A 24817-nucleotide genomic window follows, 5' to 3' on the forward strand; every position below is an offset into this window, starting at 1 on the left:
CCGTCAAAGACACCTGACGCAAGCTAGTAAGTTCAGCTCTGGTCCGAGCACCCGGTAGACAGTCTTCGCCACTAAGAAAGACCGCGGACCATCGCTAATGCAACTGGCGCTGTACCGTTTCTGTCAAATCCGACAAGGAAAACGGCTTTGGCAAGAAAACCGAATTGGGAATCTCTTCGCTGGTCTTGTCCAACGCGTCTTCGGCATAGCCCGAAACAAAGACCACTTTTACTCCCGGACGGCTCTTGAGCGCTTCCCGAACCCAACTCGGCCCATCCATACCTGGCATCACAACATCTGTCACAAAGACATCGATGGCCAGGGCCGAATCTCTTAGTTTTTCCAAAGCCTCTTCCGCATTTTCAGCCTCCAGAACGGTGTACCCTCGCAACCGAAGGGCTCGGGAGGCGAAGGCCCGAACCGGGGCTTCGTCCTCGACCAATAAGACAACGCCATCCGTCGGGCTGACTACAGGCGGTTCAGATTGAGTGGTTGCGGAGACAGCATCTATGGCGCTGAGCTCAGCCGGCGACATGTGCCGCTCTTTTGTTGGCGACGCAAACTCGTCGGCGAGTCGATCATGGGCAGGACAGTATATCGTGAATGTCGTTCCTTGCCCCACGGTGCTATCGGCGAAGATATAGCCACCGGTCTGCTTGATAATCCCATACACCATGGACAATCCCAGACCCGTACCTTCGCCGACACCCTTAGTCGTATAAAACGGCTCAAAAATCCGACTTAGCTTGTCTGGTGCAATGCCGACACCCTCATCGCTGACGCGAATGCTGACATATTGTCCGGCAGGAACTTCTGCTTCATCCCTTCGCAAAGGCTCGGGCAACCGAACCATGCGTGTTTCGATATCGATGACACCACCGTCTGGCATTGCATCCCGCGCATTGACCACAATGTTCATCAAAACTTGATCGAGTTGACGCCGATCTGCGCGGATCGGCAAAAGCGCAGGGTCATGAGACAGGTGCAGCTGAACCTTCTCGCCAACCAGCCGATTTAGGAGATGGGTCAACTCCCCCATCGTGTCTCGCAAATCCAAGAGCTCAGGCTGCAAGGTCTGCTTGCGAGAGAAGGCAAGTAGCTGCCCAACCAAGCTCGCCGCGCGGTTGGCGTTCTGGTTGATCTGAACGAGATCACCGTAATCCGGATCACCCTGATCATGGCGCAAGAGCAGAAGATCGCAGTGTCCCGTGATCGCAGTGAGCAGATTGTTAAAGTCATGGGCGACACCGCCCGCCAGTTCGCCAATCGCCTGCATCTTTTGGCTTTGGACAAACTGCTGTTCCAGCGTTTTCAACTCTGTTGCATCGTGAAGCACGGCCAAGAGCGACGGGCCTTTGCTAGTGGCGATCCGCCCGAGCGTGATTTGGAGAAAACAGTCTTCTTCCCGGCGCTTGGCACGCAGCACCTCTGGGCGATGCGGAATGCGTTCCTCAAGTGTATCGCGGATCCAATCCTCGACCGGCCGTCCGAGACCTTCGACCAAGTCCGACAGATAAGGCCCCTCACCAGGCGTGAGGCCGAGGAGCGCCTGCGCATGTTGGTTGAAAGCCAGAACCTCGCCATCGCCCCCGATATGGAGCAATGCGACAGGCAGTGCCTCAAAGGCCCGCGCGGCGACACCATCATCGTTGATGCCGGCCTGACCGCCCGCAGGGAGCAAGTAGACCTCGCGGCGCCCGTCGACAGCCCTGACCTCTACCGGGAGCACATCGATGGTCTTGGTCGCAGTCTGAACGCTCCGCCTCTGCCCCGACACGAGAGGCAGTTTCAAAAACACCTCGGAAAGTCTCCGCGCCCGCCGCCCGAGCGTGTCGCGCATCGCATCATTCATCGACAGAATCGTGTCATTCGGACTGACCACCATCATCGGCAGCGCGATGTGGTCGCCACTGCGATGAGCGCTTTCGACACTCTCATCCAGCCGCCAGAGGGCACCTTTGCCGACGCGATGCGCTGTCACGCGTACGTGGCCGCGCCGTGTCACGAGTGTTTCGCGCGCCATCCGCTCCCGCACCAGAGCGGTTTCCTGCCGAAACACCGCTGCGGGGGCATTGATCAACAGGCCAGACAGAGCCTGGGACATTGACTGCCCCATTCGGCCACCGAACCGCTCCGTCGCCGAAAGATTTTGAGCCACAATGGCCCCATACTCATCGGTGCAAAAACACGGGGCCGGATCAAGATCAATCAAATCTGCCGCTTGCACCAAAGCCCGGCGATCACGCTTCACTTGGAAATGTGATGTCAGCAGCAGCAGCATCGCGACAGCAATAATAGAGCCAGAAGCCGCGAACAGCATTAGAGATCCAGCCTGCGACGGCACATACCAGGCAAGGCCCGCACACACGATTGCCAATCCGAAGAGCAACCACGACTGTCGCGAAGCCGCCCCAATCGGCACAGCTAACTTCTCGGGCACAACCGCCTGATCCGCCACAGCCAACCTCCAATCCGATTCGTCACACCCTATTTCGCAAACAAATAATTAAACGGGTCTTAAAATCGGCGGTTCATTGTCGCCACATCCTTGATTCTTAGGGCGTCTCTAAGAGCTGCGTCAACTCCGAGACGAAAAAACCGTCCGATGCGGTCAACGGGGTATCAAAATGCTGGACCGTTTGCCGCCAATCCGGATTGCGCGCCAAGAAGCCAGAGATCTGCGTTTCATTCTCATCGTGAAACAGCGAGCAGGTCATATAGACGATCCGACCTCCGCGCCGAACCAACGCCGCCGCCTTCTCCAAAATATCGGCCTGGAGCTGGCACAACTCCGCCAATCGATCCGGCGTCAGGCACCATTTTGCCTCCGGATCACGGCGCCATGTACCACTTCCCGAGCAGGGCACATCACACAGCACCAAATCGAACGGACCCTCAGCTGCGAGAGCGTCTGTCTCGCGCATGTTCAGCCGGACCCCTGCCCGCGTCGCCCGCGCCGGGATATCTGCCATGCGCTTCGGATGGGCATCATGGACCGTAATCTCCGCGTCAGAAATGGCCGCGATGGCCAAAGCCTTGCCGCCGCCCCCGGCGCAATAGTCCAGGACACGTCCTTTCAGAGGCCAATCAATGACCCCCATCGCCCGCTGCACCGAGAGATCTTGGATCTCCACCAGCCCATCGAGATAGGCGGATGCCTGACGCAGTTGCCGGGCGCCCGCGCACACGTCTAAGGCAGTTGCACAGTCAGCACTTTCGACGGCCTCAACACCACTGGAACGCAGACGGTCAATCACCTGTAACGCATCGGCTTTCCTCTGATTGAGACGAAGATAGACCGGCGCGCGTTTGCCCATTTCAACAAGCGCGCGCGGGAGATCCTGATCAAACCGGGCTTGCAGCGCAGGCATGAGCCAATTCGGCACATCAAGGTCGATCTCTGGATCGTCCGCAGGCGGCGTCTGTTCTTCTGGCGTCAAGGCCGCCGGCGCATATCCATCACCTGTGAACACCTCCGCAGGCGCCTCCCCGCGCAACCGAAGAAGCCCGAGGGTCAGGCCCCGACCTGTTTCTGCCCCGCCGAGCCAGGCGCAACGCCCCTTCATCCGCAAGACATCAAAGACATGATCCCGCACCGCGGCTCGGTCTTTCGACCCGGCATAGCGCGCGCCTCTCGCCCATCCGGTCAGGGCCTTCTCAGCCGGCACCCCGTCGAGCCAACGGTCCAACACGGTAATGGCCGCAGCATAGCGGGCTGCAGGTGTCATGCCAGAATTCGAAGATCAGCCCACAATACACTCATCCCAAACGATAATTTGGGCTTTCACGCGTAATCTGCACATCATGCACATGGCTCTCTTTCAGGCCCGATCCGGTGATCCGAACGAATTGCGCGCCTTGGCGCATATCGGCAACCGTCGCGCTGCCGGTATAGCCCATCGCCGCCCTGAGCCCGCCAACAAGCTGATGGATCACCGCGCCCGCGCTGCCTTTATAGGGCACTTGCCCCTCGATCCCCTCGGGCACCAGTTTGTCACTGGCCGCATCTTTCTGAAAATACCGATCTGCTGAGCCCCGGGCCATCGCACCAAGCGAGCCCATACCACGGTAACTTTTGAAGCTACGGCCTTGATAGAGAATGACTTCTCCGGGGCTCTCATCGGTCCCGGCGATCATCGAGCCGACCATGGCGCAATGCGCCCCCGCCGCGATCGCCTTGGCAAAATCGCCCGAATACTTGATGCCGCCATCGGCAATCACCGGTGTGCCGGTTGCGGCTGCCGCCTCGGCACAATCCATGATCGCGGTCAGTTGTGGCACGCCGACGCCGGCCACGATCCGCGTTGTGCAGATCGATCCCGGTCCAATCCCGACCTTTACCGCATCGGCCCCGGACCCGATCAAAGCCCGCGTCGCCTCACCGGTCGCGACATTACCCGCCACAACCTGCACCGCGTTCGACAGCTTCTTGACCCGTTCAACGGCCTGGCCGACGCCCTCGGAATGCCCATGCGCCGTATCGATCACGATCAGATCGCAGCCCGCATCGACCAGCGCCTCCGACCGCTCAAACCCGGCATCGCCCACCGTCGTCGCCGCCGCAACCCGGAGGCGTCCCAACTCGTCCTTGCAAGCCGTCGGGTTCAACACCGCTTGCTCGATATCTTTGATCGTCAAAAGCCCGGTCAGGCGGCCTTCTTTGCTCACCACCAACAGCTTCTCGATCCGCCGCGCCTGCATCAGGCTCCGCGCTTCGTCCAAATCCGCTGGCTCCTCCAGCATCGCCAGATATTCGGCCGTCATCATCACCCGCACCGGCGTCGCATCATCGCGGGCAAACCGCATATCGCGATTGGTGACGATACCCATCACCCGGCCATCTTCGTCGACCACGGGGAAGCCGGTGATCCGATACCGCTCTTGCAAGGCTTTTGCATCGGCTAGCGTTTGATCCGGTCGCAGCGTGATTGGATTATAGACCACGCCGCTCTCAAACCGCTTCACCCGCCGCACTTCACGGGCCTGTTGCTCGATATCGAGATTGCGGTGGATCACCCCCATGCCACCCGCCTGCGCCATGGCAATCGCCATCCGCGCTTCGGTCACGGTATCCATCGCTGAACTGAGAAGAGGAATGTTCAGCGCGATTGAGGCGGTCACATGTGTACGCGTATCCGCCGTGCTCGGCAGAACGGAGGAGGCCCCAGGGACCAACAGCACATCATCAAAGGTAAGCGCCTCACGAATCTCCATCTCGGACCTCCAGCGGGAGTTTCAGTTGGCACGTGTCTTTCTCATGGGGCGCGCCGGAGGGAAACCCCTAAATCTGGGAGATACGCAAGTTTGCCCGGATTTCTGCCGTCAGTCCTCAGTCTCGTCCGATTGGCCTCGAAACCCAGTGGCCACCACAAACTTCTCCGAACTGTCCGCACGGCTGGCCCCCGGCTTCACATTCGCGACTTTCGTGAACCTCTGCTTCAGGCGCTTTTGCAACTCGCCCTCGGCGCCCCCCGCCAGGACTTTCGCCACGAAAGTCCCACCCTCATCCAGCACGTCAAAGGCCAGCTCCGCCGCCGCCTCACAAAGCGCCATGATCCGCAAATGATCTGTCTGCTTGTGCCCCGAAGAGGCCGCCGCCATGTCGCTCATCACCACATCAGCCTTGCCGCCCAACCACGCCTTCACCTGATCATCTGCCCCATCTTCCATGAAATCCAGCAGATGGATCTCGGCCCCCGCAATCGGCTCCACCTCCTGCAAATCCAGCCCAATCACACGGCCCACGGCTTTGCCACGCTTCTCCCCAAGCGCATTGACCCGTTTGACTGCCACCTGGCACCATCCACCAGGCGCGCAGCCCAAATCGACCACCCGCGCGCCCGGAACCAAAAACCGATATTTGTCATCCAATTCCGAGATTTTAAACGCGGCCCGCCCGCGATACCCCTCAGCCTGGGCCCGCTTCACATAGGGGTCGTTCAATTGCCGCTCCAGCCACAGCGTCGAGCTGAGCTTCCGCCCTCGCGCCGTCTTCACCTTCACCCGTAAATCGCGCTGCCCGCGCCCGCTTGTGCCCTTCGCCATCTTGCGTTCAGGTCCCTGCTTCTCTGCTTCAAAAATATCCCCGCCGGAGGCACCGCGCCCATGGAGGCCCCTTTAGGGGCTGACGCGGGCGCCCCCACCGCGACGTGCCGCACAGGCACGGGCGCAATCCCTCAAAGCGGTCCGTCCTCCAACACCCCATCTGACGACATCTGGGCATAAAGCAACCCCTCACGCAGCCCCCGATCCGCCACACTCAACCGGTCCGTCGGCCAGGCCCGCAACAAAGCCTGCAAAATCGCCGCCCCCGACATGATCAGCGTCTGCCTGTCGCGCCCGATCCGCGGGTCGCGCCGTCGCCCATCCGGGCCCAGGCTCAGGTAGCCTTGAATGACCGTATCAATCTGATCCGAGGTCATCCGCAAGCCATCCACCTTATTCCGGTCATAGCGCCGAAGACCCAGATGGCTCGCCGCCACGGTTGTCACCGTGCCGCTGGTGCCGATGATCTGAAACCCCTCGCGCGCCTGATCCGCCGCATCGTCATAGGGCGAGAACGCTGCCAATTGCTCTTCGAAATACCAACTCATCAACGCAAAGCGCCCGGAATCGTCCGCCACATCCGAATACATGTCTTTCAGCGTCGCCACCCCCAAAGGCACGGAGATCCAATCCACCACCTTGGCGCGTGGGAACACACTGTCTTTGTGATCGAAGCCATGATGCAGCCGCATAATCGCCCGTGGCCGTTCCAAGGCGGGCACCCGGCTCAGATCGATCCAGACCAATTCCGTCGACCCGCCGCCGATATCGACCACCAACAATTGCTCGGTCCGGGTCGACACCAGAGGCGCACAGGAGACAACCGCGAGACGCGCCTCCTCCTCCGGCTCGATAATCTCCAGCTCCAGCCCCGTGTCGCGCTTCACCACGGCGATAAAATCATCCGCGTTGACCGCCCGACGGCAGGCTTCGGTCGCCACAAGCCGCGCGCTTCGCACATGATGTTTCGCCAATTTCCGCTGGCAGATCTTCAACGCCCCAACCGCGCGCGCCATCGAACTGCGCGAGAGCCGCCCCGAGGCCTCCAGACCCTGACCCAACTGTACCGATTTGGAAAAGGAATCCACCACATGCAGTTGATTGCCCTTGGGTTGAGCGATCAACATGCGACACGAGTTGGTGCCCAAATCCAGCGCAGCATAAAGATCCGCCGGATCCGGGCGTGATTTGGGTGCGGGGTTACGTTCAACAGGCGGGGTCGAAACCGGGGTCACCGGCGCAACGGGTCTGGGGAACGGGCCGGCACCGTGAGGACGCTTGCGCGACATCGGCCCCTCCGAATTCATAAGTTGCGACAAATGTAACGATCCACGCGCGATCTCACAATGCTCTTGCCGCACCTCAAGATGATCATGAGAATTATGACCCTCCCCGCACCTCGCCTGCGCGCCGCGAACCCGTTAGGACTCTCCCGGGGTCGCTCCGGCCCCAATTGATGTCGAAAACAGGCCCGGTGGGTCTGGCCTGCGCTCATATGGTGACGGGCAGAGAAGAGGATTCGCCTATGCCCGCTGTCACCATTGTTTATTGGCGCGATATTCCGGCCCAGATCATCGTCGGCAAAGGCCGTCGCGGATCGAAAGCCCCCCTGCCCGAACGGTTCGAGCAGGCGATTGACCGCTGCGCGATGAAGGTCGGTGCGAAAGACGATGACGCTTATCTGGCCGATTGGCGGAAGGCGGAGCCGTTTGAGGTCGACGGTGACCCTGATGAGATCGCGCGGGTACAGGCCGAAACCTTGGACCAAAGCTATGACCAAGACCGGCTCAAAGCCCTGATCGCCAATGACGGATGGGATAACGACAAGGCGGCCTAACACATGCCACCGACATCACCCTGGGAGAGATTGATGGCCCTTTTGAATTTCAAACGCCCCGCGACACCGGATTCGGCCAAACCCGTCAATCCGGAACTCGAGACATTCCTCAAGGATTACTCCATCGAGGTGATGCCGCGGACCGCCGAAAAGGTCGAAGATTTCCGCGCGCTGCTGCCGGAAGGCACCCGGGTCTATATCGCTCATATCGAAGGCACGCCGATTGAGGATATGGTCGCAACCGCGGCCCGTCTCGCGGCCGATGGCTACAACGTCATGCCGCATTTCCCGGCCCGGATCATCGCCAACGAAGCCATTTTGTCGGATTGGATTGATCGCTACCAAAGCGAGGCTGGCGTCGATCAGGCGCTGCTTCTGGCCGGTGGCCCACCCAAACCGGCCGGAGAGTTCGAAAGCTCGATGCAACTCATCGAAACCGGACTTTTCGACAAGGCCGGGTTCAAACGCCTGCATGTGGCGGGCCACCCGGAAGGCAATCGCGACATTGACCCCGATGGCGGCGATGCAATGGTGATGGAGGCGCTCCGCTGGAAGCAAGCCTTCTCGGAACGCACCGACGCGCAGATGGCCATTGCCACGCAATTCGCCTTCGAAGCGGACCCAGTGATCGCCTGGGCCAACCGGCTCTCCGCCGAGGGCATTCGCCTGCCGATTCATATCGGCGTCGCGGGCCCCGCCAAGCTGCAAACACTGATCCGGTTCGCGATTGCCTGCGGCGTAGGCCCCTCGCTCGACGTGCTGCAGAAACGCGCCAAAGACGTGACCAAGCTGCTCTTGCCGTTTGAGCCGACCGATATCCTGACAAAACTCGCCGCCCACAAGGCCGCGACGCCCGATTTCAACATCGAGGCGGTGCATTTCTTCCCCTTGGGGGGCATCAAAACCAACGCCCAATGGGCCATCGATAATGGGGGCGCTTCAACCCGCCCCGCCAACACCTGAGCAGGGAAGCCATATGACCCGTACCGTCCTCGAGTCCAAATCCAAAACCGTCACCATCGGCTTTGATGAGCCGTTCTGCGTGATCGGTGAGCGGATCAACCCCACGGGCCGCAAAATCCTGGCCGCGCAGCTTGAGGCCGGGGACTTCTCCACGGTTGAGAAAGACGCGCTGGAACAGGTCGCCTGTGGCGCGATGGTGCTCGATGTCAATGCGGGCGTGGTCTATAACTCCAACCCGAACCCGAATGAGACCGAACCGCCCCTTATGGGCAAGATGATCGAGCTTGTTCAAGGGCTTGTGGACGTTCCTCTATGTATCGACAGTTCAGTGCCGGGCGCGCTAGAGAAAGGCCTGGAACTGGCCGAAGGCCGCCCGCTTCTGAACTCTGTCACCGGAGAGGAAGATCGACTTGAGGCGATCCTGCCGCTGGTCAAGAAATACAACGTGCCCGTGGTCGCGATCTCCAACGACGATACCGGTATCAGCGAAGACCCCGATGTCCGTTTCGCCGTGGCGAAGAAAATCGTCGAACGCGCCGCCGATTTTGGCATCCCGGCCCATGACATCGTGGTCGACCCGTTGGTGATGCCCGTGGGCGCGATGGCGACGGCCGGGCGGCAGGTCTTCACCTTGGTGCAGAAACTGCGGGAAGAGCTTGGCGTGAACACGACCTGCGGCGCGTCAAATATCTCCTTCGGCCTGCCCAATCGGCACGGCATCAATGCGGCCTTCCTGCCCATGGCGATTGGCGCGGGCATGACCAGCGCGATCATGAACCCGGTCCGTCCGGTGGAGATGGAGGCGGTGAACGCGGCCAATTTCCTGATGAACCACGACGCCAATGGCGGCAAGTGGATCGGCTTTGCGAAGGTGCTTGAGGCCGTGAAGGAAGGCACCCCCTTCCCCGAAGCCGCAAAGGCCGCGATGTCCGCCGGTGGTGGGCGCGGCGGGCGGCGTGGCGGACGCCGCCGGGCGTGACCTGGACGGAGCCGGCGCAGCTATGACCCAGGACCCCCTCATCATCTTCACGCCCTCGGGCAAACGCGGTCGATTTCCGGTCGGCACGCCGATTCTGACCGCCGCGCGGCAATTGGGTGTCGACCTGGACTCGGTCTGCGGCGGGCGTGGCATCTGCTCAAAATGCCAAGTCGCGCCCTCCTTCGGCGATTTCCCGAAACATGGGGTCACGGTCAGTGAGACCGCTCTCTCGGAATGGAACGCGGTCGAGGAGCGCTATGACCGCGTGCGCGGGTTGAAAGAGGGCCGCCGCCTCGGGTGCCAAGCGACCCTTCAGGGCGACGCGGTAATCGATGTGCCTCCGGAGAGCCAAGTGCACCGGCAAGTGGTCCGCAAAGCGGCCTCCGCCCGACCGATCACAATGGACCCGGCCACGCGATTGGTGCTGATCGAGGTGCAAGAGCCGGATATGCATGAGCCATCCGGCGATCTGGAACGCGTGCAAGACGCGCTGAGAGAGCAGTGGCAGATTGAGAATGTCACTGCGGGCTTGCCCGTCTTGCGCAAGTTGCAACCGGCCCTGCGTAAGGGCGAGTGGAAGGTGAGCGTCGCCCTCCATACCCCTGCGAACTCAGATAAAACCATGATCCTCGATGTCTGGCCCAGCTTGCATGAGGGCGGTCTCTATGGGTTGGCCATCGACCTGGGCTCGACCACTATCGCAGCACATCTGTGTGACTTGGTGACCGGCGAAGTGCGGACCTCCTCCGGCCTGATGAACCCACAAATCCGCTTCGGCGAAGACCTGATGAGCCGGGTGTCCTATGTGATGATGAACCCGGGTGGCGACGTCGAGATGACCAATGCGGTCCGCGAGGCGATCAACACATTGGCCGGCGAAATCGCCGCCGAGGCCGAGATTGACGCCAGCCTGATTATGGAAACGGTCATTGTCTGTAACCCGGTCATGCATCACCTGTTCTTGGGCATTGATCCGGTCGAGTTGGGCCAGGCCCCCTTCGCGCTGGCGACCTCTGGCAGCCTCACCTTGCCCGCCCGCGATCTCGACCTCACCGCACTGAATGCCGAGGCACAGGTCTACCTGCTGCCCTGTATCGCGGGCCATGTCGGCGCCGATGCCGCCGCCGTCGCGCTGAGTGAGGCCCCGAACCAATCCGAAGATTTGGTCTTGGTGGTCGATGTTGGCACCAATGCCGAGATTCTACTCGGCAATAAGGAGAAGGTGCTGGCCTGTTCTTCTCCCACCGGCCCGGCTTTCGAAGGGGCGCAGATCAGCTCTGGCCAACGGGCCGCGCCCGGCGCGATTGAGCGGATCGAGATCGACCCAGATACCAAGGAGCCACGGTTCCGCATCATCGGCAGCGATCTTTGGTCTGACGATCCAGGCTTTGCCGAAGCGACAGCCGTCACCGGCGTAACCGGAATTTGCGGCTCGGGCATCATCGAAGCGGTGGCCGAAATGCGCATGGCGGGCCTCCTGGACCCGTCGGGCCTGATCGGATCGGCAGAACAGACTGGCACGGCCCGCGCCGAGCCCGAAGGCCGCACCAACGCCTATCTGATCCACGATGGCAGTGCCGATGGCGGGCCACGCATCACGGTGACCCAAGGCGACGTTCGCGCCATCCAACTGGCCAAATCGGCGCTTTATGCCGGTGCCCGGCTGTTGATGGATCAACTTGAGGTGGATCGCGTCGACCGCGTGGTCCTGGCCGGGGCCTTCGGGGCCCATATCAGCCCGAAACACGCCATGGTTCTGGGCATGATCCCAGATGCGCCGCTCGACAAGGTGACAAGCGCGGGCAACGCCGCCGGGCATGGCGCACGGATCGCGCTTTGCAATCGCGCGGCGCGGCAGAAGATCGAACAGACCGTGGGCGAGATTCACAAGATCGAAACCGCTGTGGAGCCGAAATTCCAGGAGCATTTCGTCAATGCCAACGCGATCCCACACGCGACAGATCCATTCCCGGATCTCGCCAAGGTCGCGCCGCTGCCGGATGTGCATTTCGGCGCGTCTGGTGCGCAATCGGGGAGCAATGGCGGCGGGCGGAGGCGACGGCGGCGGGCTTAACAGGGTGTGACGGATGAGACAGGCGGCGCGCGATCTCCCGGCATATTTGATCTGCGTCACCGCCGCATGCTTGGCCTTGGGCTATGTTGAGATCACCTCCCCGGAGGCAGGCCGGCGTTTCTTCGGCGCATGGCCAGCTTGGGCGGTTTTCTTGGGCTTGGCACCGCTTGGCGTCACTGCGCTCGTCATACTAAACCGGCGCGGGGCGCGAGCCGACCAGACGCGCGGGTCCGTGCCCTATCTTCGCCTCCTGCTAATGGGCAGTAGTTTCGCGCTCTTGCCGATTGGCCTTGATCTTGTCGCCGACCCGTTTCCGCCCGATCTGCACGTGCCATGGCCCGCCGCCCCGTTTTATTACGCCGGGATGGCGGTTCTGGCGGAGACGGCGCTCCACCTTCTGCCTCTGGCTGTTTTGGCCCTGATATGGCCGCTTAGCCCTGGCGCATGGAGGATGCTTTGCTGCCTCGCGGTCGCAACATTAGAAGTGGCGATGCAAGTCGGCATGTCCCAAACGGACCCGATCATCACCATCTTCATCGCGACTTACATAATGCTCTTTAACCTGCTGCAATTACGCATATTTCTGCGTTTCGGCTTTCTGGCCATGCTGTCCATGCGGCTCGGATTTTATGCAATCTGGCATCTGGCTTGGGGCGGGTTGGCGCAATTGGGCTGGCTGTCGTGATGCCCCTTGACCTGCCGAGGTCAGCGGCTTATCCGGTACATCTCTGCGGGTATGGTGAAAAGGTATCACGCGAGCTTCCCAAGCTTAAGTTACGGGTTCAATTCCCGTTACCCGCTCCAAATCTCCACTAACTGCTAAAGACCGCCATCTCGCAAGACCCGGGCGAGTTGCTGGGTTGATCCATCTTTGTCGGCACCACTGGCCTCACCCGCCAGAACCGGTTCCAGCGCGACGGCCAGTTCTTTGCCCAATTCCACGCCCCATTGATCGAAGGAATTGATCCCAAGGATCACGCCTTCGACAAACACACGGTGCTCATAAAGCGCGATGATCTGGCCCAGCACAAACGGCGTGAGCTGCGGATAGAGCAGTGTTGTCGAGGGCCTGTCCCCGGGGAAAACCCGGTGCCGGGCCTGGCGTTCCAGTTCTGCGCCGCCCAGCCCCTTCGCGGCCATCAAGGCGCGCGCCTCATCAAGCGTGCGCCCCCGCATCAACGCCTCCGATTGCGCCAAACAATTGGCCGCAAGCAGCCTGTGCTGATGCACCAGTTCGGGTTCATGCCCCTCAATGCCAAGCAGGAACTCGCAGGGCACGATCCGCGTGCCCTGATGGATCAACTGATAAAACGCATGCTGACCATTGGTCCCAGGCTCGCCCCAAACGACCGGCCCGCTATGGGTCTCCAGATCGCTGCCATCCATCGCCACGCGCTTGCCGTTGCTCTCCATTTCCAACTGCTGAAGATAGGCGGGCAATCGCAGCAATCGCTGTTCATACGGCAAGACGGCGCGTGTCGCATAACCGCAGACTTGATTGTGCCAAATCCCGACCAGCGCCAGAAGCACCGGCAGATTGTCGGCCAGATCCGCCTCGCGAAAATGCCGGTCCATCGCGTGCCCACCGGCCAGCATCTGTTCAAACGCCTCAGACCCCACGGCCAACATGATCCCCAGCCCAATCGGCCCCCAAAGCGAATAGCGCCCCCCGACCCAATCTTCGAAACCAAAGACCCGTTCAGTAGGAATGCCAAAGGCGCCCGTTTTCTCGGTGGCTGACGACAGAGCGACGAACTGCGCCGCCGGGTCAACCACAGTCTCTGCCATCCAGGTGCGCGCGGTTTCGGCATTGGTCATGGTCTCGATCGTGGTGAAGGTCTTGGAGGCCACAACCACCAAAGTCCGCGCCGGATCGAGGCCCTTGAGCGTATCCTGAATATGCGCCCCGTCGACGTTCGAGACGTAATGCAGACGCGGCCCATCATGCCACGGCGCGAGCGCCAATGTGGCCATCACGGGTCCCAAATCGGAGCCGCCAATGCCGATATTGACCACATCCGTGTAAGACCCACCCTGCCCGGTTTCGCGGCCGTCACGCACCGCCTCTGCGAAGGCCGCCATCCGCGCCCGGGTCTCCAACACGCCCGGCATTACATCTTGGCCATCCACATTGATCGCGCCACCCGGCGCGCGGAGCGCAGTATGCAGCACCGCGCGGTTCTCGGTCTCGTTGATCCGATGCCCCGCAAACATCGCGTCGCGCTTGGCTTCCACCTCTGCGCTCCGCGCCAACTCCAGCAACAGCGAAAAAGCCCCGCCATCAATCGCGGTTTTGGAGAAGTCGAACAGCAACCCATCGCTCCGCCGTGAGAAGCTCTCCGCTCGGCTCTCATCCTCAAACAAGTCCAAGATCCGGCGTCCGGACTTTGCCGCACGATGGGCCTTCAGCTCATCCCAAATCGACATGGCCGCTCTTCCTTTATGTGACTATTCGGCCCAATGTACCGTGGCATCGGACCAGACCGCGCGAATGGGCGCGTCCATCGGGTCGAGATGGGCCGCCCGCTCCAACGCCGCGCGCTTTTCGGTCCCGAAGATGACGATATGTTTCGACAACGCCCCGTTCAGCACCGGCGCGGTGAGCGTGATCCGCGGCTCGCCCGCCGCCTCGGCGCGCATCGGCATCAAGACCGGCGCGTCGCTCGCCATCGCCTCCGCCAGCCGATCCGCACCAGGGAAAAGGCTCGCCGTATGCATATCGGCTCCCATGCCGAGGACCAGAACCGAGATCGGCAGATGCCGTTCAAATCCGACCGCGAGTGTATCGATGACATCTTCTGGTGCCGTGGCTGGTGCGTATAGTGGGATCAAGTTTGCCTTGGCGGCTTTTGATATCAAAAGCCTTTCTTTGAGCAGCCTTGTGTTCGACCGCGGATCATCCTCAGCCACCCACCGTTCATCATTCAGAAACACCGCAACCCGGTCCCAATCCAGCGCTTGCTCACTCAACACGTCGAAAATTGGCCCCGGCGTTGAGCCGCCCGGCACACAGAAACTGGCGGTCTCATGGCGGCGCAGGCAATCGGCCAACTCGCCGGCCAGCATATCCGCCAAATCCAACATCATCATGTCGCGATCAGGGTATTCAACCAGATGTCTCATGGTGCAATCTCCCGCCAGCGCCGCCCATCCCGGTGCAACAATATCAACGCGTCTTCCGGCCCGGCACTCCCCGGTTCGTATTGCAGCGGTCGGTCGCCGCGATCCGTCCACTCCGCGATGATCGGATCGGTCCAGGCCCAGGCCGCCTCCACCTCATCGCCCCGCATGAAGAGCGTCTGATTGCCCCGGATCACATCCATGATCAGGCGTTCATAGGCGTCCGGCACATCCGCCGCCTCTGGCCCCAACGCATCGGCGAAGCTCATGTCGAGCGGCACATCGACCAAGCGCATCCCGCCCGGCCCCGGCTCTTTGATCGTCACGCGCAGGTCCATACCTTCATCAGGCTGCAAACGAATCGAGAGCACATTGGCGCGGCTCCCCGCATCGGCATCGAAAATCGAATGCGGCGGCTCTTTGAAATGTACCACAATCTCGGAATTCCGCGCCTTCATCCGCTTGCCCGTGCGCAGGTAAAATGGCGTCCCGTTCCAGCGCCAGTTCGCCACATGCACCTTCAAGGCAATGAAACTCTCGGTCCGGCTCTCGGGGTCGTCCACATCTTCCAGATAGGACGGCTCCGTCCCCGCCGCATATTGGCCGCACACGATGTCGGCTTGGCCAAGCGGGTCAAGCGCCCGGATCACTTTCAGCTTCTCATCACGCACCGCATTGGGTTCAAACCGGCTTGGCGGCTCCATCGCCGTCAGGCAAAGAAGCTGCATCAGGTGGTTCTGCACCATATCGCGCATCGCGCCCGATTTGTCGTAGTAGCCACCCCGCCCCCCAACGCCGACTTCTTCGGCCACGGTGATTTGCACATGGTCGATATATTGTGCGTTCCAGAGCGGCTCGAAGAGCACATTGGCAAAGCGCACCGCCATGAGGTTCTGCACCGTCTCTTTGCCAAGATAATGATCGATCCGGTAAATCTGCTCTTCCTGGAAATGCGCCGCCAAGGTCGCATTCAACGCTCGGGCCGTTTCAAGATCCCGGCCAAAGGGTTTTTCTACAACAACCCGGCAGGTTTCGCAGGCGATCTTAAAGCGATGCAGACGTTCTGCCAGATCACCAAACAAGCCCGGTCCAACCGAGAAATAAAACGCCTGAATCACATCATCGCGCATCATCCCGGCCAGCTCTTTCCAGCCACCGTCACCACGGGCATCGACCGGAACATAGTGCAGCCGCTCCAGGAAGGCGTCGATCATGGCCGTGTCGTGCTTCGTTTTGGAGACGAACTCCAAAATCGCGCCGCGCGCGAAGTCCCGCCAAGCGGCACTGCCTTGCTCCGAACGGGCTGCGCCGATGATACGGGAGCCTTCGGGCATCTGTCCGGCCCAGAAGCGTCGATACAGCCCGGGCAAGATCTTCCGCCGGGCCAAATCCCCGGTGCCGCCAAAAATCACCAGATCGAAGGGATCCACCGGAATAACGCGCGAAACCATGTGTTCTCCTGAAGTTTGCCGCCTCGGATATGGCAAATGTTAGCGCTAACTACGCCACAGACCCGCTCATACAGGCCCCGGCACATCAAGTCTAGCAAACTCAACCACCATCACAATGGCACCGCGTGGCGCAGGCGCGGTTTTCGGCCGCGCCGCGTAAATCTGTCTCAAAGCCCGGTTATTTTGGCAGCATCGCACAGAGCAACTCGAACAGAATTGAGGCCCCAACCCAAGACGTCCCCCCCGAGGGGTCGAACGGCGGTGACACTTCGACCAGATCAGCGCCAATAATATCAAGCCCTTGCAGCGCCCGAACGCATTGGACTGCCTGAAAACTGGTCGGGCCACCGATTTCCGGCGTCCCGGTTCCCGGCGCATAGGTCGGATCAATGAAATCGATATCAAAGCTCACATAGGTGGGGCCATCGCCCACGATCTCACGGGCCTCCGCCATCACCGCATCAAATCCGCGCTCAAAACACGCCTCGATCGGGACGATCTTGAGGCCATGCGCTTGGCCGAACTCGAAATCTTCGTTGTTATAGGATGTGCCGCGCATCCCGATCATCATGCTGCGCTTCGGGTCGATCAGTTCCTCAATCACCGCCTGACGAAACGGGTTGCCGTGAGTCAGCGTCTCACTCCCGAAATAGGCCGGGTAAAGATCCGTGTGGCTGTCCAGCAAGATCAGGCCAAAGGGCGCGCGCCGCTGCGCTTTGAGCGCGCGCAGAACAGTTAGCGTGCAAAGATGGTCACCGCCCACCATGATCGGTCGAATGTCTTGCGCTAAAATATTGGAAACAAACGCTTCCGCATCACCCATGGCTTGATCCTGATCCACCGGGTTCATCGCCACATCGCCCAGATCGGCACAGGCCACCGCCTCGAAAGGCAACTGCCCGGTCGCTCGGTTCATCGCTCGGATCATCGTCGAGGCATCGCGAAGCCCGCGCGGCCCATGCCGGGCACCAGGCCGGTTCGACGTCGCCCCGTCCCAAGGCAGCCCGAAAAACCCGATATCCACCTCTGCCCGGCGCGGATCGTCCGGCGTCAGATAGGGCAACCGCATGAAGCTCGGCACCCCCGCATAGCGCGGCAAGTCAGTCCCGGAGGGGGGAGAGAAAAACGGATCGGACATGGGCAGCGCCTCCTTTGGTCGGGCCGACGCTAGCAGCCCGATCCGGCCCCGTCACGCCTCCAGTTCGGCATCCCAATAGAGAAAATCGAGCCAGCTTTCATGCAGGTGGTTTGGCGGGAATTTCCGGCCCGTATTGCGCAGCTCTTCCGATGCCGGTTGCCGCGGTGGTTTGCGCAGTGCCATCCCCGCCTGTCGCAAGCTCTTCGAGCCCTTCTTGAGATTGCAGCGCGAGCAGGCGGCGACCACATTTTCCCAAGACGTCACCCCCCCCCTGGCGCGCGGCACCACATGGTCAAAGGTCAAATCACCCCGCCCGCCGCAATACTGACAGCTGAATTCATCCCGCAGAAACAAATTAAAGCGCGTGAAGGCCACGCGCTTTTGAGGTTTCACATAGTCTTTCAACACCACGACCGAGGGTATTCGGATCACCGTGGTCGGACTCCGCACCACCTCGTCATATTCCGCAACGATCTGCACCCGGTCCAAAAACGCCGCCTTGATCGCATCCTGCCAAGGCCAGAGCGACAAAGGATAATAGGAAAGTGGCCGATAATCAGCGTTCAAAACCAAGGCCGGGTGCTGCCGTAGCCCGCCTGCCTCTCTCACGAAGCTGGTCCTGAAATCGCCGTCGCCAACTAGGGTCATATGTGACTCCGTTCTCGCACTGCCTGCCGCAATCTCGGCACCAGAGCGAGCGCCCCGCTCCAGCATTGTCATGACTATATATAGGCTTCCGCCTCTGGCAACCCCCGCAATATGCTGTGGTTTGCATGAAAAGAGATACAGGCGCTCTCTGACAGATTTGTGACGTTATCCACAGGTTCTGGCATCGAAAGCGGCGGCGCGCTACGCTGCGCCCATGACCGACGCCATACCAGAGCTCTCCGGCATTCTCGAAGCCGCCCTTTATGTCGACGATCTTGATGCCGCCGAGCAGTTCTATGGCACGGTCCTGGGCCTGCCCCGCTTGATGCGCGCGGGGGATCGGCACGTGTTCTTTCGCGTCGGCGCGACGATCTTGTTGATCTTCAATCCCGACCAGACGCGCCATCCACCAGCGCCGGACGCTCTGCCAGTACCCCCCCATGGCGCGACTGGCCCCGGCCATGTATGCTTTTCAGCTTCTGATGCAGAGATCACCGCCATCCGTGCCGTGCTGGACGCCGCGGGCCATGAGATCGAGTCCGATTTTCATTGGACGAATGGCGCGCGCTCGCTTTATACCCGCGACCCTGCGGGCAACTCGATCGAGTTCGCAGAGCCAAAACTTTGGGCCCCTTAAAGGCCCTTTGCGTTAGCTTTCGATCCCGAACCGATCCCGCAAGAAGGCCAGAGCCACGCTCAACCCATCCGGCGCAATGCCATGGCCTGTGCCCTTCATAATATGGGCATAAACATCGAACCCCGCTGCCTGCAACGCCTCCGCCGCTTCGGGCAGGCTTTGCGGCGGCACCACATCGTCCTGATCGCCATGGATCAACAGCACCGGCGGCGTCATTTTCACCTCGTCAGCCAGTGTCTCCGGCGACAGGAGCCGCCCGGAAAAGCCGACGACACCGGCAAACTCCGCCTCCCGGCGCGGCGCGACATGCAGGCTCATCATCGTGCCCTGACTGAACCCCACCAAGGCCACCCGGTCTGGAGAAACACCTTCCTCGGCCATCACGGCATCCAAAAATGCATCCAGATCCTCCACCGCGCGCGCCATGCCCGCCTCGGCCTGTTCCTCGCTTGATCCATCGATCCAAGGGATCGGGAACCACTGAAACCCCATCGGGTTCATCGCCGAACGCTCGGGCGCATCCGGCGCAACAAACACCGTGTTCGGCAAATGCGGCGCCAAAGGATCGGCCAAACCCAACAGGTCCTTCCCATCGGCGCCATAGCCATGCAGGAAAATCACCAAACTATCGGCCTGGCCCGATTGCGCGTTTTTGCGCCCAAAATCCAATACGCGTGTCACCTGATCCCCTCTCGGCCTTTTGCCAGCCGGTAGTAGGCCCAAAGCGCGCGCGCAGCAACCGCGCGCCAAGGCGCCCAAGCCTCGGCCATCTCGCGCAATTCCGCCTCGCTTGGCCGCGTCTCCAGGTCAAAGACCAACCGTGCGGCCTCCTGAAGCGCTAGGTCGCCGGCCGCAAACACATCCGCATGACCAAGCGAGAATTTCGCATAGATTTCCGCAGTCCAACGGCCAATGCCTGGCAGCCTGACCAACGCGGCCACCACCTCCGCGGGCGACATCTCCCGAAGTGCGGCATAATCCAGATCCGCCTCGGCCAGTGCCCGGGCATAGCGCATCTTCGGGCGACTCAACCCCACCGCCTTCAGCGCCGCATCGTCTGCATCCCGCACCGCCGCTGCGTCAATCAGCCCCGCCGCCTCCATCCGGCCCCAGATCGCCGCCGCAGAGGCGGTCGACACCTGTTGGCTGACAATCGCATTCAACAGCGCGGCAAACCCATCCGGGCGCAACCGCAAAGGCAAATCGCCCACCTCTGATAAAACAGGCCCAAACCGCGGCTCCAGGCGCATAAGCGCCGCCGCCCCCCGCTCTAAATCCGCTGCATCCCGTATCCGCATCTGCCCCTTCTCTGCTTCAAAAATATCCCGGGGAGCGCGAGGGGCTGGCCCCTCGCTCCGACGCTCTCACATCTCACATGTGACTGGACCCCGCACAACCGCTGCGATACGCATTGCGCCATGAGTGACGCGACCGCCCCCGACATCCTAATCGACGACACCCGCGCCAAACGCAATGTGGCCGTCCTGGTTGCCGCCCAAGCGATCTTGGGCAGCCAGATCACGATGATCTTTGTGGTCGGCGGTCTGGCCGGTTTGATGATCGCCCCAACCCCGGCGCTCGCCACCCTGCCCATTTCGCTCATCGTCTTTGGGTCTATGACCACGGCACCGTGGCTCTCGTCGGTGATGCAACGTTTTGGCCGGAAAACCGGGTTCTTTGTTGGCGCCATCGGCGGGGCCATCGGCTCGATGGTCGCGGCCTACGGGCTTTATATCGACAGTTTCCCGATCTTCCTGATCGGCTCCTATTTCACCGGCATCTACATGTCGGCGCAAGGGTTCTACCGTTTCGCCGCCGCCGATACCGCGTCGGAAGCCTTCCGCCCCAAAGCCATCTCTTATGTCATGGCCGGCGGCCTGATCTCTGCCCTGATCGGTCCACAGCTCGTAAAAGTCACGACCGATATGACGGTCGTGCCTTTCATGGGCACCTATGCCGTGGCTCTATTGATCAACCTCGTCGGCATGGCGATGTTCCTGTTCCTGGATTTGCCGACGCCGCCAAAACCCAAACCCGGTGCCGCCCCGGCGCGCTCTCGGCTCGACCTTCTGCGCGATCCACGCATCGCTGTGGCGGTGATCTGCGGCATGGTCGCCTATGCGCTGATGAACCTGATGATGACCTCAACACCGCTGGCCGTTGTTGGCTGCGGGTTCACCACCGGCAATGCCGCCGATATCGTCTCGGCGCATGTGATCGCGATGTTCGCCCCCTCTTTCTTCACCGGCCACTTGATTGCGCGCTTCGGCGCAACCCGGATCGTCGCGATCGGCCTTTTCCTCTTGGCCGGGGCCGGGGTCATCGCCTTGACCGGGGTTGAACTCTACCAGTTCTTCGGTGCCCTGATCCTGCTCGGCGTGGGTTGGAATTTCGGCTTCATCGGCGCAACCGCGATGTTGCAATCCGCCCATGCCCCCGAAGAGCGGGGCCGCGTCCAAGGCATGAATGACTTCATGGTCTTTGGCTGTGTCACTGTCGCCTCGCTGACCTCCGGCATTTTGATGACCTCTGGCGTTGATGCAGAAGCGGGCTGGACCGCCGTCAATATCGCGATGATCCCGTTCCTGACCCTCGCGGGTGCCGCCCTGATCTGGCTGTCCCTGCGTCCCCAAAGCGAAATCGCCTGACACTGGGGCGAGCCGAATTCTTGCAAGAATTCGTGCCGGAATTTTTGAAAATTCCGGTTACCAGCGTCCGCTGCTGGTGACCCAGAGCAACCGCGCCCGCCGGGCAAACTCACTTTCATCCAGCTTGCCCTCGATCACCCGTTCCGGCAGATCCTGCGCGGCCTTCAACGTCGCTTCGGCCCGCCATCCCGCATAAAGCGCAGGCCGCGCCAGTTTTGGTACATCCCCCCGGCGCGCCCGCGCCGCCGCCAAAGCCGCCAATCCACGACCGGCCAAATCGCGGACGCCTTGCGGTGTGCCATCCAAAAGCGGCACCCGCCCGCGCGCTTCCAGTTCAGGCACGGCGCGCAGCATCCCGGCCACGCCCATCGCAAACCCGAAGTCGCGCATCGGCGCTTCTGCTGCATCGTCTGCACCCAGAGCCCGCCCCGCTGCCCAGATCAAATTGCCACTGGTCGCGTTCAGATAGGCATCAAAATGCGCCTGATCCTCAAAGGCATCTTTATAGATGTCCCACCGGCGGGCCGCCGCAAGTTCGTCCAACAGCCGTCCATCCTCGGGCCGCAAAATCGCCGCCAAAGGCGCAACCACCTCATGCGCCCGCGCTGGCTTACCTGCCTCGATCTCATCGGCCACATCGCGCCAGAATTGCAGCCGCATCTCGGCGATCATCGGCTCCTCAGTCACCCAGGGCGCGCGGCTCACCTCGACATTGAACGCGTAGAGTGGGAAGAGCACCTGCCGCGCCGCGGGCGGGGCGGCCATCGTTGCCAAGAACCGGTCCGGGTCGGCCCGTTCCACCAATGCGGCGCAGGCATCCAATGTCATAGCGGCCGCACCACAGACAAAAGATACCCGGTCTCCGCCCGATGCGCGCGCCACCCGGCAATCTCCTGCTCGGCCTCGTCGAGGACTTCTTGCAACGCGATCTCCGCCCCGGGTTTCAGCGCGGCAATCCGCGCCTCCATGGGCCGATAGTAGCTCTCCCAAGCGACATCGGAGAGCCGCCGCGTCGCCAGTGTCTGATACCCTGTCGCCGCAATCTGATCGGCAATGCCCGCCGCATCGCGCACAACAACGCCCTCGCCCTGCCAAAAGGCTTGCGCGCCCTCCGATGGATTATCGGTGAAGAAACATGGCTCCGAAAACGCCACCGCCCCGCCCGGTGCCAAAGCCGCGCGCCAAGCCGATAGAGCATTCTCGATCCCCAAAAAATAGACCGCGCCCGCGCACCAGATCAGGTCGAAAGGTCCGTTCAGGGCAGACATATCCCCAACCTGCAGGCGGACCCGGGCATTGTCCCGAAACCGCGCCTGAGCCGCCTCGATGAACGGCGCATGGGCATCAATTGCCGTCACATGCCCCTCCGGCGCAGCCCGGAGCAGCGCGCCTATATCGCCGCCCGGCCCCGAGGCCGCATCGCAAATCCGAGCGTCGGGTCCGATCCCCGCGATCTCCGCCGCCCAGGCCACATCTGCCGTCTCGCCCGGGCCCTCGCGCGGCAAATCCGCGTGCAATTTGAAAAACGCGCTGTTCATGCCGCCTTACACCGCTTCACGACACCGCCGCGCGCACGCAAACCTGCGCGCCCGATGCGGTCAAACCGAAACCGCCGATCCAAGGCGAACAGGACCTTCGTGACACTCATGCTCCCGGTGCTCCATCGCGCACCAGCTTCCACATGATCGCGTCCAAAAGCGCCTCAAAACTCGCATCTACGATATTGGCTGAGACGCCCACCGTGGACCAGCGGCGCCCTGTGCCATCCTCGCTATCGATGATCACGCGGGTCACCGCTTCGGTGCCGCCATTGGTGATCCGCACTTTGAAATCGACCAGCCTTATGTCGTCGATATAGCTTTGATAGACCCCCAAATCCTGCCCAAGCGCTTGCGCCAGCGCATTCACTGGCCCGGCATCTTGGATTTCGGCAGGGTTTTCATTCTCATAAAAGCTGGTGCGTTTCTCGCCCTTGACCCGCACGGTCACGACGGCCTCGGAGGCGACAACAATCCCGCCCTTGGCATTGCGCCGCCGCTCCGAGAGCACGCGGTAGCGCTCCACCTCAAAAAACTGCGGCAAGCGGCCAAGCTGACGCCGCGCCAGAAGCTCAAAACTCGCCTGCGCCGTGTCATAGGAATAGCCCTGATCCTCGCGCGCCTTGATCTCTTCCAAAATGCGCGGCAACGCCGGGTCGTCCTTGGCCACATCCAATCCGGCCTCGGCCAAGCGACGGCGCAGGTTCGACTGCCCCGCCTGGTTCGACATCGGGATAATCCGGGCATTGCCGACGACGCCTGGCTCCACATGTTCATAGGTGGTCGGGTCTTTTAGGATCGCCGAGGCATGCAGCCCCGCCTTATGCGCAAAGGCCGAGGCACCGACATAGGCCGCCTGGCGTTGTGGCACCCGGTTTAGGATATCGTCCAGCATCCGACTAACCCGGGTCAGACCCTCCAAAGCGTCGACGCTGATCCCGGTTTCGAACTGGCTCGCATAAGGCTCTTTCAGCAAAAGCGTCGGAATGAGCGCGGTCAGATTGGCGTTGCCGCAGCGTTCACCGAGTCCGTTCAACGTGCCTTGGATTTGCCGCGCGCCCGCATCGACGGCGGCCAAGCTCCCGGCGACAGCGGTTTCGGTGTCATTATGGGTATGAATACCAAGCTTGTTGCCCGGGATACCGGCCGCGATAACCTCGCGCACCACCCGGTGGATTTCCTCGGGCAAGGTCCCGCCATTGGTGTCGCAGAGCACAACCCACCGGGCGCCCGCCTCCAAAGCGGCCTTCAGACAAGACAGCGCATAGTCGGGATTGGCGCGGTAGCCATCAAAGAAATGCTCCGCATCAAACAGCGCCTCGCGGCCTTGCGCCACCAGATGTGCGAAACTCTTCGAGAGATTGTCGAGATTTTCCTCCAGACTGATACCAAGCGCGGTTTCCACATGAAACACATGGGATTTACCCACCAGACAGACCGCCGATGTGCCCGCATTCAACACGCCCGCCAAAACCTCGTCATTCTCCGCCGAGCGCCCTGAACGTTTGGTCATTCCAAAGGCGGTCATCGTGGCGCGGGTCTTCGGAGCAGCGTCAAAAAACCCGCTATCGGTTGGGTTCGCACCGGGCCAACCGCCTTCGATATAATCAAGCCCGAGCCCATCGAGCGCTTCGGCAATGCGGATCTTTTCAGGCGTCGAGAACTGCACGCCTTGAGTTTGCTGCCCATCGCGCAGTGTGGTGTCGTAGAGATAAAGGCGCTTAGACATGAAGATCCCT

At 61.3% G+C, this 24817-nt stretch carries 22 protein-coding genes and 1 tRNA gene; 8 read left to right on the plus strand and 15 right to left on the minus strand.

All coding sequences use genetic code 11. From position 1 onward, the window contains the following. Positions 1 to 94 precede the first annotated feature (94 nt). From GTF44_RS10275 to GTF44_RS10295, 5 genes are all read right to left on the minus strand, one after another. A complete protein-coding gene (locus GTF44_RS10275) occupies positions 95 to 2458 on the minus strand; it encodes an ATP-binding protein (protein ID WP_367383455.1) in 2364 nt (787 codons plus the stop codon). 97 nt (positions 2459 to 2555) lie between these two features. Beyond that, positions 2556 to 3728, minus strand: a complete 1173-nt coding sequence (locus GTF44_RS10280; protein WP_171559590.1) for an RsmB/NOP family class I SAM-dependent RNA methyltransferase — start codon at positions 3726 to 3728, stop codon at positions 2556 to 2558. A 31-nt stretch (positions 3729 to 3759) separates the two neighbouring features. Continuing rightward, positions 3760 to 5214 (minus strand): IMP dehydrogenase, encoded by a 1455-nt coding sequence (guaB, locus tag GTF44_RS10285; RefSeq protein WP_171559588.1) that lies wholly within the window; start codon positions 5212 to 5214, stop codon positions 3760 to 3762. A gap of 108 nt (positions 5215 to 5322) precedes the next feature. Continuing rightward, positions 5323 to 6045, minus strand: a complete 723-nt coding sequence (locus GTF44_RS10290; RefSeq protein WP_171559585.1) for an RlmE family RNA methyltransferase — start codon at positions 6043 to 6045, stop codon at positions 5323 to 5325. A gap of 131 nt (positions 6046 to 6176) precedes the next feature. After that, positions 6177 to 7334, minus strand: coding sequence for a Ppx/GppA phosphatase family protein (locus tag GTF44_RS10295; protein WP_145208650.1), 1158 nt, complete (start codon positions 7332 to 7334; stop codon positions 6177 to 6179). Positions 7335 to 7570: 236 nt separating this feature from the next. Here GTF44_RS10295 and GTF44_RS10300 point away from each other — a divergent pair, with 236 nt between their 5' ends. From GTF44_RS10300 to GTF44_RS10325, 6 genes are all read left to right on the plus strand, one after another. Beyond that, positions 7571 to 7882, plus strand: coding sequence for a virulence factor (locus tag GTF44_RS10300; protein WP_145208648.1), 312 nt, complete (start codon positions 7571 to 7573; stop codon positions 7880 to 7882). 33 nt (positions 7883 to 7915) lie between these two features. After that, positions 7916 to 8845, plus strand: a complete 930-nt coding sequence (locus tag GTF44_RS10305; RefSeq protein WP_171559583.1) for a methylenetetrahydrofolate reductase — start codon at positions 7916 to 7918, stop codon at positions 8843 to 8845. Positions 8846 to 8858: 13 nt separating this feature from the next. Beyond that, positions 8859 to 9824, plus strand: a complete 966-nt coding sequence (locus tag GTF44_RS10310; protein ID WP_171559581.1) for a methyltetrahydrofolate cobalamin methyltransferase — start codon at positions 8859 to 8861, stop codon at positions 9822 to 9824. A 22-nt stretch (positions 9825 to 9846) separates the two neighbouring features. Continuing rightward, the gene (locus GTF44_RS10315) at positions 9847 to 11898 is read left to right on the plus strand and encodes an ASKHA domain-containing protein (protein WP_171559579.1); all 2052 of its coding nucleotides are present in this window, start codon (positions 9847 to 9849) and stop codon (positions 11896 to 11898) included. 13 nt (positions 11899 to 11911) lie between these two features. Next, on the plus strand, positions 11912 to 12583 hold the full coding sequence (locus tag GTF44_RS10320) for a hypothetical protein (RefSeq protein ID WP_171559577.1): 672 nt from the start codon (positions 11912 to 11914) through the stop codon (positions 12581 to 12583). Positions 12584 to 12628: 45 nt separating this feature from the next. Continuing rightward, a tRNA-Gly gene (locus GTF44_RS10325) sits at positions 12629 to 12702 on the plus strand. 15 nt (positions 12703 to 12717) lie between these two features. On the opposite strand, the gene pgi is transcribed toward GTF44_RS10325, so the two are convergent. From pgi to GTF44_RS10350, 5 genes are all read right to left on the minus strand, one after another. Continuing rightward, entirely contained in the window at positions 12718 to 14325 is a 1608-nt protein-coding gene (gene pgi / locus GTF44_RS10330) for a glucose-6-phosphate isomerase (RefSeq protein ID WP_171559575.1), read from the minus strand. Positions 14326 to 14346: 21 nt separating this feature from the next. Further along, entirely contained in the window at positions 14347 to 15021 is a 675-nt protein-coding gene (pgl, locus tag GTF44_RS10335; protein ID WP_171559573.1) for a 6-phosphogluconolactonase, read from the minus strand. Then, positions 15018 to 16469 carry a glucose-6-phosphate dehydrogenase gene (gene zwf, locus GTF44_RS10340; RefSeq protein WP_171559572.1) on the minus strand — a complete coding sequence of 484 codons (1452 nt, stop codon included), beginning with the start codon at positions 16467 to 16469 and terminating at the stop codon, positions 15018 to 15020. Before zwf ends, pgl begins: the two co-directional genes overlap by 4 nt. A gap of 178 nt (positions 16470 to 16647) precedes the next feature. After that, the gene (locus GTF44_RS10345) at positions 16648 to 17607 is read right to left on the minus strand and encodes an agmatinase (RefSeq protein WP_171559570.1); all 960 of its coding nucleotides are present in this window, start codon (positions 17605 to 17607) and stop codon (positions 16648 to 16650) included. Positions 17608 to 17658: 51 nt separating this feature from the next. Next, positions 17659 to 18255 carry an HNH endonuclease gene (locus GTF44_RS10350; protein ID WP_171559569.1) on the minus strand — a complete coding sequence of 199 codons (597 nt, stop codon included), beginning with the start codon at positions 18253 to 18255 and terminating at the stop codon, positions 17659 to 17661. Between the two features lie 214 nt (positions 18256 to 18469). Here GTF44_RS10350 and GTF44_RS10355 point away from each other — a divergent pair, with 214 nt between their 5' ends. After that, complete coding sequence (locus GTF44_RS10355; protein WP_216364975.1) at positions 18470 to 18892, plus strand: VOC family protein; 423 nt, start codon at positions 18470 to 18472, stop codon at positions 18890 to 18892. 12 nt (positions 18893 to 18904) lie between these two features. On the opposite strand, the gene GTF44_RS10360 is transcribed toward GTF44_RS10355, so the two are convergent. Together GTF44_RS10360 and GTF44_RS10365 are read right to left on the minus strand one after the other, a co-directional pair. Then, positions 18905 to 19573 (minus strand): alpha/beta fold hydrolase, encoded by a 669-nt coding sequence (locus GTF44_RS10360; RefSeq protein ID WP_171559567.1) that lies wholly within the window; start codon positions 19571 to 19573, stop codon positions 18905 to 18907. Next, positions 19570 to 20190, minus strand: a complete 621-nt coding sequence (locus tag GTF44_RS10365; RefSeq protein ID WP_171559564.1) for a DNA-3-methyladenine glycosylase — start codon at positions 20188 to 20190, stop codon at positions 19570 to 19572. The genes GTF44_RS10360 and GTF44_RS10365 overlap by 4 nt, the downstream gene beginning before the upstream one ends. A 120-nt stretch (positions 20191 to 20310) precedes the next feature. On the opposite strand from GTF44_RS10365, the gene GTF44_RS10370 reads away from it, so the two are divergent. Beyond that, on the plus strand, positions 20311 to 21540 hold the full coding sequence (locus GTF44_RS10370; RefSeq protein WP_171559561.1) for an MFS transporter: 1230 nt from the start codon (positions 20311 to 20313) through the stop codon (positions 21538 to 21540). Between the two features lie 57 nt (positions 21541 to 21597). Here the strand turns inward: GTF44_RS10370 and GTF44_RS10375 are convergent, their stop codons facing one another. The 3 genes from GTF44_RS10375 to cimA form a co-directional block, all read right to left on the minus strand. Further along, entirely contained in the window at positions 21598 to 22368 is a 771-nt protein-coding gene (locus GTF44_RS10375) for a squalene/phytoene synthase family protein (protein ID WP_171559558.1), read from the minus strand. After that, positions 22365 to 23078: a trans-aconitate 2-methyltransferase gene (locus GTF44_RS10380; RefSeq protein WP_171559555.1), complete on the minus strand. Its 714-nt coding sequence runs from the start codon at positions 23076 to 23078 to the stop codon at positions 22365 to 22367. The genes GTF44_RS10375 and GTF44_RS10380 overlap by 4 nt, the downstream gene beginning before the upstream one ends. 106 nt (positions 23079 to 23184) lie before the next feature. Next, positions 23185 to 24807, minus strand: coding sequence for a citramalate synthase (gene cimA / locus GTF44_RS10385; RefSeq protein ID WP_171559552.1), 1623 nt, complete (start codon positions 24805 to 24807; stop codon positions 23185 to 23187). Between the last annotated feature and the right edge of the window lie 10 nt (positions 24808 to 24817).

The sequence above is a fragment of the Roseobacter sp. HKCCD6576-2 genome (assembly GCF_013179285.1).
In the GTDB taxonomy this organism is placed as follows: domain Bacteria; phylum Pseudomonadota; class Alphaproteobacteria; order Rhodobacterales; family Rhodobacteraceae; genus Rhodophyticola; species Rhodophyticola oceani.